Source organism: Paenibacillus sp. FSL H7-0331, from assembly GCF_001956045.1.
On the sequence record NZ_MRTH01000031.1, the window covers coordinates 1 to 14856 of the forward strand.

General features: G+C 41.9%; 23 protein-coding genes and 1 tRNA gene. 16 read left to right on the top strand and 8 right to left on the bottom strand.

The genetic code is table 11. From position 1 onward, the window contains the following. The coding region (locus BK127_RS30775; RefSeq protein ID WP_144026617.1) for a DDE-type integrase/transposase/recombinase at nucleotides 1–448 on the top strand (448 nt) is incomplete at its 5' end. A 197-nt stretch (nucleotides 449–645) separates the two neighbouring features. Here the strand turns inward: BK127_RS30775 and BK127_RS43185 are convergent. Both BK127_RS43185 and BK127_RS30780 read right to left on the bottom strand, forming a co-directional pair. Further along, nucleotides 646–780, bottom strand: a complete 135-nt coding sequence (locus BK127_RS43185; RefSeq protein WP_144026618.1) for a hypothetical protein — start codon at nucleotides 778–780, stop codon at nucleotides 646–648. 729 nt (nucleotides 781–1509) lie between these two features. Further along, nucleotides 1510–1797 carry a hypothetical protein gene (locus tag BK127_RS30780; protein ID WP_144026619.1) on the bottom strand — a complete coding sequence of 96 codons (288 nt, stop codon included), beginning with the start codon at nucleotides 1795–1797 and terminating at the stop codon, nucleotides 1510–1512. 253 nt (nucleotides 1798–2050) lie between these two features. Here BK127_RS30780 and BK127_RS30785 point away from each other — a divergent pair, with 253 nt between their 5' ends. After that, entirely contained in the window at nucleotides 2051–2245 is a 195-nt protein-coding gene (locus BK127_RS30785; protein WP_144026620.1) for a hypothetical protein, read from the top strand. Nucleotides 2246–2311: 66 nt separating this feature from the next. Here BK127_RS30785 and BK127_RS44560 read toward each other — a convergent pair whose 3' ends face one another. The 4 genes from BK127_RS44560 to sda all read right to left on the bottom strand — a co-directional run bounded on the left by BK127_RS44560 (nucleotide 2312) and on the right by sda (nucleotide 3408). Beyond that, the gene (locus BK127_RS44560; RefSeq protein WP_218639056.1) at nucleotides 2312–2443 is read right to left on the bottom strand and encodes a YjcZ family sporulation protein; all 132 of its coding nucleotides are present in this window, start codon (nucleotides 2441–2443) and stop codon (nucleotides 2312–2314) included. 384 nt (nucleotides 2444–2827) lie between these two features. Continuing rightward, entirely contained in the window at nucleotides 2828–2926 is a 99-nt protein-coding gene (locus BK127_RS45830; RefSeq protein ID WP_372237387.1) for a YjcZ family sporulation protein, read from the bottom strand. A gap of 145 nt (nucleotides 2927–3071) precedes the next feature. Then, nucleotides 3072–3233 (bottom strand): hypothetical protein, encoded by a 162-nt coding sequence (locus BK127_RS44035; protein WP_179097667.1) that lies wholly within the window; start codon nucleotides 3231–3233, stop codon nucleotides 3072–3074. A gap of 16 nt (nucleotides 3234–3249) precedes the next feature. Continuing rightward, nucleotides 3250–3408 carry a sporulation histidine kinase inhibitor Sda gene (sda, locus tag BK127_RS42670; RefSeq protein ID WP_179097668.1) on the bottom strand — a complete coding sequence of 53 codons (159 nt, stop codon included), beginning with the start codon at nucleotides 3406–3408 and terminating at the stop codon, nucleotides 3250–3252. Nucleotides 3409–3494: 86 nt separating this feature from the next. Here sda and BK127_RS30795 point away from each other — a divergent pair, with 86 nt between their 5' ends. The 11 genes from BK127_RS30795 (at nucleotide 3495) to BK127_RS30845 (ending at nucleotide 11223) form a co-directional block, all read left to right on the top strand. Continuing rightward, on the top strand, nucleotides 3495–4238 hold the full coding sequence (locus BK127_RS30795; protein ID WP_076235938.1) for a Kelch repeat-containing protein: 744 nt from the start codon (nucleotides 3495–3497) through the stop codon (nucleotides 4236–4238). After that, on the top strand, nucleotides 4186–4719 hold the full coding sequence (locus BK127_RS30800) for a terminase small subunit (protein ID WP_076235939.1): 534 nt from the start codon (nucleotides 4186–4188) through the stop codon (nucleotides 4717–4719). The genes BK127_RS30795 and BK127_RS30800 overlap by 53 nt, the downstream gene beginning before the upstream one ends. After that, nucleotides 4640–5917, top strand: coding sequence for a PBSX family phage terminase large subunit (locus BK127_RS30805; RefSeq protein WP_076235940.1), 1278 nt, complete (start codon nucleotides 4640–4642; stop codon nucleotides 5915–5917). The genes BK127_RS30800 and BK127_RS30805 overlap by 80 nt, the downstream gene beginning before the upstream one ends. A 152-nt stretch (nucleotides 5918–6069) precedes the next feature. After that, nucleotides 6070–6783 (top strand): hypothetical protein, encoded by a 714-nt coding sequence (locus BK127_RS30810; RefSeq protein WP_076235941.1) that lies wholly within the window; start codon nucleotides 6070–6072, stop codon nucleotides 6781–6783. A gap of 210 nt (nucleotides 6784–6993) precedes the next feature. Beyond that, the gene (locus BK127_RS30815) at nucleotides 6994–7584 is read left to right on the top strand and encodes an anti-CBASS protein Acb1 family protein (protein ID WP_076235942.1); all 591 of its coding nucleotides are present in this window, start codon (nucleotides 6994–6996) and stop codon (nucleotides 7582–7584) included. 140 nt (nucleotides 7585–7724) lie between these two features. Then, nucleotides 7725–7925 (top strand): helix-turn-helix domain-containing protein, encoded by a 201-nt coding sequence (locus tag BK127_RS30820; protein ID WP_083689732.1) that lies wholly within the window; start codon nucleotides 7725–7727, stop codon nucleotides 7923–7925. A 124-nt stretch (nucleotides 7926–8049) separates the two neighbouring features. Then, a complete protein-coding gene (locus tag BK127_RS45080) occupies nucleotides 8050–8436 on the top strand; it encodes a helix-turn-helix domain-containing protein (protein ID WP_256711525.1) in 387 nt (128 codons plus the stop codon). Nucleotides 8437–8546: 110 nt separating this feature from the next. After that, nucleotides 8547–8726, top strand: coding sequence for a hypothetical protein (locus BK127_RS30830; RefSeq protein ID WP_256711526.1), 180 nt, complete (start codon nucleotides 8547–8549; stop codon nucleotides 8724–8726). A 33-nt stretch (nucleotides 8727–8759) separates the two neighbouring features. Continuing rightward, nucleotides 8760–9041 (top strand): group-specific protein, encoded by a 282-nt coding sequence (locus BK127_RS30835; protein WP_076235943.1) that lies wholly within the window; start codon nucleotides 8760–8762, stop codon nucleotides 9039–9041. 298 nt (nucleotides 9042–9339) lie between these two features. Further along, nucleotides 9340–9858, top strand: a complete 519-nt coding sequence (locus BK127_RS30840; protein ID WP_076235944.1) for a hypothetical protein — start codon at nucleotides 9340–9342, stop codon at nucleotides 9856–9858. 117 nt (nucleotides 9859–9975) lie between these two features. Then, complete coding sequence (locus tag BK127_RS30845) at nucleotides 9976–11223, top strand: PIN-like domain-containing protein (protein WP_076235945.1); 1248 nt, start codon at nucleotides 9976–9978, stop codon at nucleotides 11221–11223. A 728-nt stretch (nucleotides 11224–11951) separates the two neighbouring features. Here the strand turns inward: BK127_RS30845 and BK127_RS30850 are convergent. Beyond that, nucleotides 11952–12024: transfer RNA gene (locus tag BK127_RS30850), tRNA-Val, on the bottom strand. Between the two features lie 198 nt (nucleotides 12025–12222). On the opposite strand from BK127_RS30850, the gene BK127_RS30855 reads away from it, so the two are divergent. Then, nucleotides 12223–13158, top strand: coding sequence for a hypothetical protein (locus BK127_RS30855; protein WP_256711527.1), 936 nt, complete (start codon nucleotides 12223–12225; stop codon nucleotides 13156–13158). A gap of 18 nt (nucleotides 13159–13176) precedes the next feature. Here BK127_RS30855 and BK127_RS30860 read toward each other — a convergent pair whose 3' ends face one another. Next, nucleotides 13177–13404 (bottom strand): hypothetical protein, encoded by a 228-nt coding sequence (locus BK127_RS30860; RefSeq protein WP_076235946.1) that lies wholly within the window; start codon nucleotides 13402–13404, stop codon nucleotides 13177–13179. Between the two features lie 100 nt (nucleotides 13405–13504). Between BK127_RS30860 and BK127_RS30865 the strand changes: the two genes are divergently transcribed. After that, on the top strand, nucleotides 13505–14521 hold the full coding sequence (locus BK127_RS30865; protein WP_076235947.1) for a phosphotransferase: 1017 nt from the start codon (nucleotides 13505–13507) through the stop codon (nucleotides 14519–14521). Continuing rightward, nucleotides 14521–14841, top strand: coding sequence for a DUF1811 family protein (locus BK127_RS30870; RefSeq protein ID WP_076236014.1), 321 nt, complete (start codon nucleotides 14521–14523; stop codon nucleotides 14839–14841). The genes BK127_RS30865 and BK127_RS30870 overlap by 1 nt, the downstream gene beginning before the upstream one ends. Nucleotides 14842–14856: the final 15 nt, after the last annotated feature.

The following is a 14856-nucleotide window of genomic DNA, read 5'->3' on the forward strand; positions in this document are numbered from 1 at the left end:
ATTCAAGCCGTTCAAATCCGATGCCAACAATGCTAAAGTTAGCAATCAACTACAACGTCAGTTCAAGCAAGAGGAGCTCTATGCGGTTGTTGTTAGTGATTTAACGTATGTACGGGTGGCAGGGAAATGGCAGTATGTCTGCTTGTTTGTTGACCTATTTAACCGTGAAATCATTGGGTTTAGTAGCGTTCCGAGAAAGACAGCAACGCTGGTTTACAAGGCGATTGCGAGCATCTCTGTCCGGTTGGATCGTATCCAAATGTTTCACGCGGATCGGGGTAAAGAATTCGATAATACACTGATTTCTCAGGCCTTACAAACCTTTGGAATTGAACGCTCACTAAGCAAAAAAGGTTGTCCATACGACAATGTTGTTGCCGAAGCCACATTTAAGATCTTCAAGACGGAATTTGCTAACCATGCTCATTTCTTGAACTCGGAGCGCTAACTCTTGAGCTCAGCGATTACGTCCATGGTTCAACCACCACCGAATTCATGGTACCTTGGGGTATCCTACTCCCATTGAATTTAGAAAAATCCCTTCATAAATATTGTCCAGTTTTCTGTTGACAATCCAAGTGTATAGGCAACGAAAGGGTAGCTGTAACCACCTCCCAAATTGAGCGAGAGGTGGTTAACAAATATTTAAATAACAAAAGCACTGCTTATAATAACCAACAAAATGAATAGTACAAGAATGGCGGCTGTACTAGTTCCTACTCCATAACCTGCACAACTTCCACCAATTCCACCAACTCCACCAACTCCGAGTGCACCCATATATAAACCTCCTTCCGTCTTTCCTTCAGCATATTATGAACACCAGGCACTGTGTGATTGGACAGATGACAAAATGGGTGCTTGAAAAAGTAGTAGCGACAAGTTCCCAACTTGGAAGGTTTTCATATGCTGTGGTGTGACTGAATCCTCCTTCTGCTCACGTTGGCCTCCTTTCCTGAAAGTAGACGGCAGCAATCCGTGCTCCGTCTATTTCTCGTTAATAACAACATGCCTATGGGGATGCAAAAGATCGTAGACAAGACGCTCACAGCTTGCGGAGCTGGCGTTTTTAAATACAGTGCTGTATGGTAGGGTGGATCGAGGGATCGAGGTTTAAATAGCAAGGCCCTCGATCCGGGAGGAAAGAGGGCCTATTTGTTTGTGTAGGTCAAGAAAATTTTCCATACATTATTCTTTCTTTTCTATTCTAATACCCCAAGACATCCATTTTTTTATACCTACAAACAAAAATGGAGTGGCTAAAAGACTAATCCAGAAGAAACCGTTAACTACATATTTCATGTCAGATCCACCCCATACGGATTTATAAACACTAGGAGACACCTTCTTTATTTCTCCTGGAGACATTGACGTACGTAAAGTTTCTTTTGTTTGACTATGATATGAAGAATCATATTTTGGATTAAAGTCAAAAGCAATAATATCCAGGGCTTCCCAAGCAAGGAACAGAGTTAAAACAATGACGTATACAAAGATTAGAAGTTTAGCTTATTGCCTTTGATCCAAATATAGTTCAATAGGTTTATCTTTAAAAAGGCGTAGAAATGTAACGAAGAGTAATGGCATAATGAGAATTCCACCCCAAAAAAATGGTGTATGTATAGTTGGTTGAGACACCTTTATAACCCAATTCCTTAATTCGCCATGAAGAAGAGGATTGTTTAAACCTTCTGCAAGAGTTGGATCATAATCTGGATTCGCCACTGTTCCATAATAATAAGTAACCAATCCTCCAAGGAATACAGCAACGATTACAGCTAAAATGCGACGAATCATATGTAACCTCCAAATTGTAATAAACACTAAGAAAGTATCAAGGGTGTCTATCTTTTGTAAAATCAACTTTTTTCCTTGCAGTACTTTATATGCCACAAGGTACAGTAACGCCACCTACAGGTAACAACAGGGCCTTACTCGTTATTACCCTAAGGTAGCCGGCATTACTGGAAACGTGGACATGAATGAAATGGACCTTGCATTTTGGCAGGAAATAATAGAGGTAAAACAAATTGAGGAGGCAGAGAACGATATGACGAGAAAATTGGAGTTTGAACACGATTGGCAATGGGACCAACTTTCAACTGCATTGGATGGCTTGTACCACAAAGGATTATTCGGGGATTATAATTGGGCTGAGAAAGCTTCCAAACGAGAGATTACCGCAGCAGACGCTTTATTTCTGAGTACTGTCATACTGGCGCGGCAGAACGGCGTTGATGTTTAATGTATAGGCAACGAAAGGGTAGCTGTAACCACCTCCCAATTGAGCGAGAGGTGGTTAACAAACATTTTAAATGATAAAAGCTGTACTTATGATAACCAACAAAATGAATAGTACAAGAATGGCGCCTGTACTAGTTCCTAAACCATAGCCTCCACAGCTTCCACCAACTCCACCAACTCCACCATATCCAAGACCCATTGTTACCCCTCCTTTCGCTTTGCATAGAGTATGTTATGAATGTCAGCGGATGCGTGATTGGACAGATGCCAAAATGGGTGTTTGGTTGAGGAATTAGTAGTTCCCTATTTGATAGATTTTCATAAGATATGATGTGGGACACCCTGCCAACGGGTCCCATCCTGTGCCCATTGATTACTCCGAATAGACGGTTGCATTCATTGCGCCGTCTATTCCTCGTTCATAGTATGTCTATGGGACTAGATGCTGAAGATCGTAGACAAGCTACTTGTGGCCTCGGAGTTGGCGTTTTATATCGGATTTATTCTCGTTGTTGGAACTAAATAAATTAAAAGAAAGAACAAGATATTAGGCTCTTGTTCTTTCTTTATAATCTCCTTGCTATTAGATACAGAAACCAAACGACAACACGATCACCAACAAAATGAAAAGAACCAAAATTTCTCCAGTGGAAGTAACTCTGCGTCCAACAACATCACTCATCGATTATCCCTCCTTTTTGCTTTCTGCGTCATGATATGCACCGTCCGTACTGAATGTATGGATTGTAACCTAAATAACATTGAGAAATACATGTCCGATTTTAACCCACAGAAATTATCCGTGAAACTCATTTCCGCCTGCCACTTCATTTCAACCATTTGAAGGAAGGAAATATACGCTCACCCATTCCGATATTATGCAGCTTATCCCGCTGGCGGTTACAAAACACGAAAAGGCTGCTGGACGCCAGCATCGCCAGCATCGCCAACGGGGTCAATCGGTGAAGGGCTAGAAGCCATTCGCTCATATTTTATTTGCTTTTACTACTGACTTTCCCCTTGCTGCCGCTGAAAGGTAATTCCCCTTCGAGCTAATTCCATTTCCAGTAATTTAATAAATTCCTTATCGACTCTATGTTCAATCGTCAGGTTGTAGTATTCAAGTAGATCCTTGTTATTCACTGTATTCAGTATTGAAGTCAATCTCCTTATAGCGAAGGCTCCTATCCCTTCACCTATAAGAATTATGCAAATATCGACTTATATTTACAATATATGGCTTTATATGTTTGGACAACAAATTTGAAGTATATGATCCATCAACTAATATTTGGACTGCTCTTGCTAGTTCCCCGATCCCGACAGGTATCGATTATCCGGCTATTACCAAAATGAATGGAAAAATTTATGTCGGTGGAGGTTTTGCCGCGAATGGGAACGGAACAAGCTCGATAGATAGCTACGACCCCTTAACCAATACTTGGACAAGTAAGGCTGCTGATGCTAAATATTATTTTCATGATATAGAAGCAGTAGGTAATGAAATTTACCGTGTTGGTGCAAATATTAATCCAACCCAAACCAAAGCTTATGACCCAATTGCAAATTTCTGGACTATCAAAGCTAACCTGAATGTTTCGAGAGTTCTTCCTAATCTCGTAGCTATCGGAGGTAAGTTATATGCTTTGGGTGGACAAAGTGGAAGTATAACAAGCATGAATGCAGTACAAGAACTAATAGTATTCGACGATCTTATAAGTCCATCTAACTTAACAGCCAATGCTGGCAACACTCAAGTCACACTTAGCTGGACTGCGGTCACTGGAGCTACAGGCTACAATATCAAACGCTCCACGACTACTGGCGGCCCTTACACCACAGTTGCCAGCAACGTCTACGGTTCGCCCTATACAGATACTACAGTCACAAACGGCATAACCTACTATTACGTGGTCACAGCCCTTAATGCAAGCGGCGAGAGTGGTAATTCAAACGAAGCAACAGCTACTCCTATGGGCTCAAGCGTTTGCTGACGTCAGCGACTATCTGGACTTTGGGCAGCGTGAAGTGCCAGTGATGACGATGCTGGGGCCGATGAAGGATGAAGAGGGTAACGTCGTAACCAAGCTCATCAACTACGTGGACCTCAAGCCTGCTACCGAGCTGGACGTATCCCTGATCGCTGAGGTCAAGCAAGGCAAGGACGGCGTTGGCATTAAGCTTCACAGCAAGATGGAGGCGCTGGAAGCCCTGACGAAATTCTTTGACGTGCTGCCCGATAAGCATAAGCGCATGATCGAGGAGAAGAAGCTGGAGCTGCAGCGTGAACATATCGATATCGTCAAGCATAAGGCTACAGGCGATGGCGGATCAGAGATACAGGATGACGGTTTTATCGAAGACATGCGCGCCTCTGCAAAGGAGGTGTGGGCCGATGAAACTGAAACCGGCAACGTTCCGCTGGTCTCCGATGTCACCAAAGCAGATCAAGGTGATGACCTGGTGGATGCTTGAGAGCCCACATCACGATAAAGACGCGGTAATCGCTGATGGGTCGGTACGTGCTGGCAAAACAATCTCAATGTCGTTCAGCTTCGTTGTATGGGCCACAGAGACGTTCAAGAATGAGCAGTTAGGCATGGCAGGTAAAACCATCGGATCGCTGCGCAGGAACGTCGTGGGGCCACTCAAACGGATGCTACAGAGCCAAGGCTACCGTGTCCATGATGATCGCACACAGAACGTGCTGACGATCAGCAGAGGACTTGTCACAAATAACTTCTTCTTGTTTGGCGGTAAGGATGAGCGATCACAGGATCTGATTGCCGGGATTACACTGGCTGGCATGTTCTTCGATGAGGTGGCTCTGATGCCGCGCAGCTTCGTTGATCAGGCGGTTGCTCGTTGCTCCGTGGAAGGTTCCAAGTTCTGGTTCAATTGCAACCCGGCTGGACCCTATCACTGGTTTAAGGTTGAATGGATCGATAAGGCGATTCAGAAGCTGGCGCTGCATCTGCATTTCACGATGGATGATAACTGGTCATTATCCGAAGCAGTACGAGAGCGTTACCGCCGCATGTTCAGTGGCATATTCTATAAGCGCTATATATTAGGCTTATGGGTGCTGGCTGAAGGCATCATTTACGATATGTGGGACGAGGACCTGAACACGCTTGACGACGAGGATCTGATTCCAGGCTTTAAGATGCTGGCACGTCGCTATGTCGCGGTTGATTACGGAACCAGTAACCCGATGGTGTTCTTGGACATCTGGGATGACGGGGACGTGATCTGGATCCTGAATGAGTATTATTACTCGGGCAAGGAAAAAGGCGTTCAGAAAGAGGACAGCCAGTATGCGGAGGACTTCATGGCCTTCATTGAGGCAGACGGGCCACCGTTGTACACGATCATTGACCCGTCAGCTGCCAGTTTTAAAGTGACCCTGCGTAACCGCGGTGTCCGGATCAAGGATGCAGATAACGATGTGGAGGATGGCATTCGTAATGTGTCTACGATGATCGCGAAGCGCAAGCTACGGGTGCACCGTCGTAACTGTCCAAATTACCTGAAAGAGCGCGCATCCTACGTTTGGGATGAGAAGGCAGCAGCACGAGGCGTTGAGCAGCCAATGAAGCAGTTTGACCATGCGATGGATTGTAGTAGATATTTCGTGAAGACGATCATCAAGCCGCGCAGGATTGCAGCTTAAATAATTGGATAAAAACAGGAAAAATGACATATCCCGTCGAAATTAAATGGTGAGTAAGGTGAGAGGAGGTAGTATCTTCAGAAACCATTCGAAAGTTCATAATTGCATTAAAAGGAGAACTTAAAAATACAAATAAAAGGAGAATGTTAGTTTTGCAACCTGTTATTGAGCCGAGTACCTTAAGTGTTACAAAGGATGTATTTAATATTATCCTATTTATTTTTAATATCGCGTTTTTTTCTGTGATAGGTGTTGTTGCAATATTAACTTACAGAAGCGCTAAGAGGGGACTACTTAATACCGTAAATACTGAATACCATAAGAAGGCAATTGAACAAATACAATCTATTTCAAAAAAATTGCACGATGAATTTGATGAGACCTCCGATTTTCATTGGCTAAAAGTTAATTGGAAACAGGAAGCAATAAATAGAGTGGTCGAACAATATTTAGAAAGTAAAAATGGGGGTTATGAATTTGAAATTGGAGGGATTCCCGAAACTGCTCTTAATAAAAGACTAGATGCATTAATCTCTGAAACAAAATCTGATCCTTTCCTACCGACAGTAATTGCAGATAGTATTTCTAATTATTTGGAAGAGAGGCAAAGCATATCGTTTGATATCTACTGGGAAGAAATAGAAAAATATAAAAAAGAGCTAGGTGATGGGAAATACAGTACTAATGAATCGTTGGAGTATTCAAAAGCTATTGTCTCAAATAGGATAAATAAAAAACTATACGCAGTTGGTTTTGGAGTATCTGATGTCGAAAAAAAGATACATGAACTACGTGTTGAGATACGAGAATATTTCGAAAGCTTCAATCCCTTAAATCCAATTAAAAATAAGTCAGTTCAAAAATGAATGGGTGTTATAAATCGTATAAATAGCATCTATATACAACTGGTTGATTATTGGTCGAAAACACCTTTTAAGGTGTTTTTTATTTTTCAGTAGAAGCGGGTGAACAAGATATGAAAGTCACCATGTTTTTTCGACTCCTTTCTGTGATGGACCAAACTAATCCATTTTAACAGAAATTAGGTAAATCGGATATAAGAAAGGAGGGATAACTTGTCGAAACGAAGACGCAGCACAACGGACGCCAGGCAGCCACCTAAGGACAATCAGATGCCACAACCTAAATTGCCTCGCGGATTAACAATGGACGCGTTCTCGAACGTTCTGGCAAGGTTGGGAGCTGGTACGCCGAACCTGTTAGAGGGCACCGAATACCCGATGACTCGATTGACGCAGAATTACCAGCTAATGAACAGCTTGTATCGATCACATTGGATTATCCGGCGCGTGATCGATACCATACCGGAAGACATGACGCGCAACTGGATCACCATAACGACGCAGCTGCCACCCGAGGACATACGTAGGCTCGATAAGTTGTGGCGTGTCCGTAAGGTCAAGTCGAAGATCCTGCAAGGCCTCAAATGGGGCAGGCTGTACGGTGGCGCGGTTGGGTTGATCATGATCGAGGGTCATCAGGATATATTGGACCAGCCACTCGACTTTGACATGATCATGCCAAGCAGCTTCAAAGGTTTGATGATTATGGATCGCTGGTCAGGCGTATCTCCGAATCTGGGCAGGGTTGACGACATCGACGATCCGGACTTTTGGATGTCCTCGGAGAACTGCATTATTCGCTAAAACTCCATATTTTTCGCTAAAGGAATCGACAAGCATGAATGAAGAACTATATAAATGACAAATAATGAACATTTTCAGAATCTGATGAAGCTTGACCAAATGGTTTAATTTAATGCCAATGCGAAAGGAGGTGGCTTATTTTGAATGAATTACCACAAATGTTAACAGCAGACGATATTGCAAAGTATTTGCGTATTAACGTAATACGAGTGTACGAAAATCTAAACTTAAAGCCCATTGCTGGGGGCATCCCGAGTTTTAAAATGGGGAAACAAAAGCGAGTTCTGAAGCAAGATTTCATCAAATGGGTGAACGATCAGAGAACTGGAAGTTTAGGTTAAAAACAAGATCGACAATCTATTTCCATAAAGTTGTGAGAGCTTCCAATGGGAGGTAGTAGCAAAGTGCATCAAGGTTGTTCATTGCTCTAAATTAGCTCTGGTAAGGTGAAGGGATTGATTCATAGTGAGCAATTGGCCCGATGAGCAGAACAATATTTATTCGTTCTTACGACATTCTTTAGAAAAATCCAAAACCTATGACGTTGTATTAGAGACTATCATCAATCGCATGGAAAATATCGAAACTATCGTTAATCGGATGGAAGCTAAAAAGGAGTACGCCGTGGGTATCCTATTACAGGTTGTTATGCAGGATAAAACGGAGACAACCATTGACGAGCTTCCTTCAACATTAACTGTTCGTGATGTAGCTACCTATCTCGGAATAAGCAAGGCGACGATTGATCGCAGGATCAGTACAGGTAAACTAAAGAGTTATAAAGATGGAAAATTACGGCGGATCAAGCGTGAGGATCTTCTAGAGTACATTGAGGCGTTGGAAAACAAATGAACACCCTTGCGAGAAATAGCAGCAGCTTGGAAACTGAATATCCATATGAAAATATCAAAATAAGGATAGACAAACGGTGGGATATGCGTTTTTTTAGAGAGAGGTGCGGAATGAGAAAGAAACGTCCTGAGTTGAAAATCGTTGCTGAATTTATGGTTATTGATGGCGTTTTAACGAAAATCGACCCATTTAAGACTAACTTACCTGATCGTTGTAAATTAGCTTGGGCGGAAATGATAACAGGTAAAAAGCACGAGTTAATCAGACATAGCGAAGTAATTGACGAGTGATTCAACGGAGCGTGAAGGGAGATAAACCCACCTATGGTAATCGCATCCGTAAACGTGCAAGTCGATCAAACCGAGGTGCGTAAGCTTTGTCTTCAGAAAATAGAAGAAGACCTTAAAGAAGTTGATGCGGAATTAGTTTTTTGGGACTCGGTAGAGCTGAAGCTGCGAACGTGTATGAGTTGGGGTACTATACAAGACACGTTCTTCTACGATCCCCGCTTCATCAAACGTAAGGTGGGTGGCAAATGGTATTACCCTGCTCGTGAGACCAGGGCATCTCTGGTTCAGTGGCTATATGAGCAGTCGAGGAACTGAATCTTAAACAACTTTGGGAAGACTTAAGATAGTGAGCAATAGACTAAATCAGGTAGGTTTTAAGCTGTTTTATTTTGGCTAATATCTTCCATCTATCAATTGAAATTTGGTATAGTGGAACAAATGTCACATTTTGGGGGTGATACAGTAGTAATGTAGCACATGTTAGTGGAGGTAGTACTTCGGAAAAATTTTAAAGACCAACACTACCAATCCCGAACTACGGGGACAGATCCTACGTGCCTCTTGCAAAGCTTGGAGGTATGACACAGGCCAATTACATCTTAGAGCGAAGCGCATGGAGATCGTGTCGGGTGGACAGGCAGCTGCGGCAACAAATACTGGCGATGTTACAACAAAGATATATGACAAGACCACTGGCAAGCTGCGCGATGTGGAAGCTATACTGGCAGAAGAGGAAGCAATCAGGAAGTTAGCGGAAAATACGAACATTACGGTTAAATCGGAGTTTATCGAAGACCAGGGGAACAAGGTATTCCACGCTTATGATATGAATGGTATGTTCATGGGACAGTTTACTGATGAGGACGATATGATACATTCGAGGTATCGTATTCAGAAGATGATGTCAGAGGAGATCGTAGGAGCAAGCAGCCCTACAAACAGTGAAGCTCCCCCAATATTCAGCAATGGATGGATGTCAGATGTTCTGTTAAAGAAAATATTCAAATATACCGTGACTGTAGACAGTTCCACAGCGACCATCAAAAGCGTCGATGGTAAGGAGCTGGCTCGGATCACGCTGCCACTGACTGGAGCACCAAGACAAGCGGGGACGCAACGGTTAATAACGTGAAAATTAAGAAATACGACACATATACTTATTTCAATATTGTCGATCTACAGAAATCGGGAATCATTAAGTAATGTTGAAATGATATCCAATTGCAACGATAAAAATGGGGGAAGATGAATGAAGAGTGTCTTTGCTGAATATTATCCATATACTAAACACCAGAAGGACCTTATATGGAATAATTGCAAAATTGTTTTAGATACTAACGTTTTGTTAAATATTTATGGACTTAATAATGATAATCGTCATAAATTTTTTGAGCTATTAACAAAAGCACAGGATAAACTTATTATGCCATATCAAATAGGTCAAGAGTTTTACAGAAACAGATTAAATAGAATAGATGAATATCTAAAAGGACATAACAATGTTAAAACGAGTATACTTGCAGAATTAAAAAGCTTGATTAATAAAATAGAAAACTCTAATCCCTTACCCTTTTCCTTTATCAGACACCACGATTCTCTTAATCAGAACCTTGTTTCTATTTTCAAAGAAACTATTGTTAAAGTAGAAGATTCCTTTGATTCAGTTAAAGATCAACAATTGTCAGAATCTATTCGAAAGGTAAGTACAGATCACATTTTGGAGCAGGTTGATCTATTATTCAAAGAGAAGATAACAGAATCTTATACCGATTCATATTTGGAAGATTTGTATTCCCTTGGAAAAAAAAGATATGAACATGAAATACCACCGGGATACGAGGACTTAAAAAGTAAGCCAGAGCCTAGATGTTATGGGGATTTGGTTATATGGTTTGATATGATTAACTATTCAAAGGCTAACAAGATTAATATGCTTTTCATTACAAACGATGTGAAAAAGGATTGGTGGGAAGAAGACAAGGGTGTAAAAAATCCTAGAGTTGAACTACGTAAAGAGTTTTATAAAGAGACGGGCATGATGTTCAATATGATGACGCAAAATGAATTCGTAAAATATTCTGCAGAAAAATATGACATATCAAATACTGAACAACTACAAACTGAGACACAGGATCTTCAATTAAAAGTTACTGATTTTAATCTTGATGAAAGCGATATGGAATTCTTTACCCAGTTAATTAACAAAGCAGAAAATGCGCCCAATTCGAGTATATCTAATGAACTTTATTTCAAAGCAAGGAAGTGGGCTAAGGAAAAATCGGAAACAAGAGTGATTAATGATCGATTTTACGAAATGCACTCGGAGATTAGTGAAAAAATTCAAATCGCAAAAGTGTTTGACGAGGAACTTTTTCATAAGACCATTAGTAAACTTATTTTAATATCTTCAGAAAACGATGATGAGTTAAGGTTGAGTAGTTTCGAAAAAGTGAAGATGGCACTATATGATAGCCTAAAAAGGTATGGGGAGTTTTAAAACATCCAATACTGAGGTCCGGTCCGTGAGATTCGATATTTTGGACATGTTCTTTGCAGGGCTCGTAGAACCTCCAATCTTCAATGTGTCAGGAATAAAACGACATCAAACAAAGTGGGGATTTCAAATAAATCCTGTCGAGACGGCTGCCGAGTTATCAATCTGCCGCATACACCGGTGTGCACTACATGGAATAGGAATATGAGCATAGTTGACAGACAATTGCTCTTGTCCGGTGATGAAGAGGATAAGAGCAGGTTGATTCTTATCGTTTAAAATATTTTAAAACTCTGAGAGATGATCATAATTTTATGTAACCCGTGTCTTAAGGCTTTTCAAAATTATAACAGAGCCTTGATGTGAAACATTAACAACAACGCTAGCAAATCGCTATAAAAGATGATAATCGAATAGGATAAACGTTGTTTTCACACTATTTTGGCACTATAACAGAAGGCTTGATAACGAGGTTTGTTCCCGCATACGGGGTATGCTGCTGAAATTTTGCATCTTGCAAATTCAGACTGTGGCAGGTAAATATATAAAACAGTTAAGCAAAAAGACGCTATGCGGTAGGAGCCGTTTAGCGTCTATTCCTATTGTGTAGTTTTATTTGATTAGCTTTATCAGAATTTTTTGCGGCAGATTTGCGGCAAGTCATATTTTCGAATTAACTATGTAACCCCATAAAAGAAGAAAAACCCTTGATAATCAAGGGTTTTCGTGTATGACCTGTAGTGGGCTCGAACCACTGACCCCTACCCTGTCAAGATAGTGCTCTCCCAGCTGAGCTAACAAGTCATGTTTTAGCGACAAGTAGTAATATACCAACGATATAAAGAATTGTCAACTCCTTTTTTAAAAATTGTCCCTATGCAGTGATTTATGTCCTTATTTACCTGCCTTGATTCCTATGGTGAACAAGATAACCTACAACTGCAAGTTGCAATTATGCTATAATATTTCCATACGACAACGAGCAGATTGAGGGGATAATTTATGAAGGATTTTCATCGGCCATTTCAGCCAATCCAAGGTGTATTGACGAATAATGGAGATAGCGCCGTTGATTGGGGTGGACGTGAATGGGGTACACATCGGCATCATGTCCGCGAATTGCTGGAGCATGCCGTGAATTCTATTTCCAATAAAGATAGAGCTGCTGTTCTGGGTGCTGGTAATCATGGTGATCTCGATTTGCCGGAATTGGCGAATCGATTTGCACAGGTGACGGTGCTGGACACAGAGGCTAACTCAATAGAAGAAGTGCTGGAGCTAAGCGTGGGTACTTACTCTGGTAAAATAAAATCGCTAACTAATGTGGATTATACATGTCTGGATCAAATTCATTTCTACGAGACTTGGGAGGATATGCTGATTAATCATGCTCCTGCCGCAGAAATTGCTGCTTATGTGAAGAATTGTTCTTTTGAAGCAAGAAGATACGAGGCCCTTCCGCATTTGAAAAAAAGCTTTTCATTGGTTGTTTCCTCATCCGTTCATACCCAATTATTTTATATACATGCTTTGACGCAGCTATCCGGATATGCCGATCAATATAGCAGCCAAGAGGTCGGGCAGATCATGGAGGCCTTGATGTATTTACGCAATAGCCTTGTGGCCGATTATAACCGGCTGCTTGTATCTCTATTGAAGCCAGATGGCAGACTGGTCGTATGGTCCGATATGATTCGTTTGGATGAATCCAATGCAGGACTTCTCGATAGCCTGTATGCTTTACAAAGCGACGAGGAGCGTACACAGTTTTTATTTCGTTCGTTCGGTCAAACCGGTATAGAAGCGGCTGTTGTGGGACTTAAGGGGTTGTATGAGCAGGTGAAGCCAGAGGGTCAGCTGTTCAAATCGTGGGTATGGTTAACCGGTGTGGAGAAGCAGTATGTGGCAGCTGGATTATCTGGAGTGCCAAGGAAATAACAAAAGAAAAACCGCTCATTAGCTGAGCGGCAGTAGAATACTTTCCTCTTCGATAGAGGTGTATAAGATAGCATTGTTTCCTACGACTTCAATCAAATCAATACGATTTAACAATGCTAGTGAGGGTTCTTCTGGTTGTGTGCAGCGGTGTTCAAGTGCTTGGATTAATGAGGGTATCGCCTTCTGATCACTGGATATAAAACGAACGGGAATCTTGTGGTCATGAAACAAAATTTCAGTTTTCATAAACGGTTCTCCCTTCCCTTACAATCTGTCCTAATTATACCTCATTTTCATTAAAATAGGCTGAATAATTTTAAATTTTTGGTCAATATTAGGAGCCTTTATGATAAATTCACAAGTTAGCAACATGGATGCGATCGTTCAGCAATATTTTAACAATGGGGTTTGGACGGTCGAAACAGGGGAGAGCGGAGTGAACAATACAACCCGCTTTATCCTGTATAGGAATCGAAAATATGTGCTGCGTATTTATGAGAACCACGCGGATCTGGATAAGGTTCGTTATGAGCACGCTGTACTGCAAGCGCTTCAACAGAGCAAGCTTTCTTATCGGATACCCTCGCCAATCTTGGCTTTATCTGGGGATACCTACGTGCGAACACAAGCTAATCAGCTTGCGGTGCTGTTCGAGTATATTGAGGGTTCAAGGGCTGATTTATCCGAGGTCGTGCATGTTCAGTCGATTGGCTGCGCAATGGGAGAGCTGGTTGGTGAAATGGCGCAATTGGTTATACCTCTTGAAGCTGCATATGAACGGTATTATGAGCTGTATGAAATCCATCCTTTGGTCAATCGGGAAAGGCTGAATGCTTGGCTGGGGGATATGGAATCGGGTGAAGCATCGGTGGAAGCTGGGCAGCTGAGCAAAGAAATACAGCGGATTGAACAGGCGATTCCGGAGTGGAGTCGTTTGCCAGTTCAATTGGTGCACTCGGATCTTGTGGCTGGCAATGTACTTGCCGATGACGATGGGGTAACGGGCATATTGGATTTTGAGTTTGTAACGATGGACTTGCGGGTAATGGATGCGGCTGTTTTTCTCAATGAGATCATTCGATATCAGGGAGATTGCTGGGAGCTTATTGAAGCCTTTATTCAAGGGTATGGACAATCTGGAAGCTTGAATGCGGATGAGATTGCTGCATTGCCGCAGCTTATTTTGCTCAGAAGCGTCGTCTTGTGTATCCATTTCCTTGGAAGGCATTGGGCCGGGATTGATCCCCGTGATGAACCTCAGACTTACTTGATCGGTTTTGCCAAGGTTCAGGAATGGCTTGAATTGCATAGGCATCGCCTCATGGAATGCTGGATCTTATACGGGAGTGGGGGAGTATGCTGATGAAGAAACTATTTAGTCAAATGAATGCATTAGAACTTGAAGAGGAGCTTCATGAAATTGTAGATGCCATGTCCCGCGCTGAGTTTCCCAGCCAGAAGGAACTGTTAGAGCGTAAATATTACACAGCCAAAGCTTATACACTGGAGCCTGCTGATTATTCTCCCGGGTTGTATGAAATTGAAGGTGAACCGGATGATCGTTTCCGGCTGCAGTATGTCAATGGGATCATGGGCTGGGGGACGCTTGTGGGCAATGCTGAAGAGGCGAGTTTTCCCATATCGATGCTGAAAATTGTGATGAATGAGCAGGTTGGAGATTAAAATACACGAAAGAGG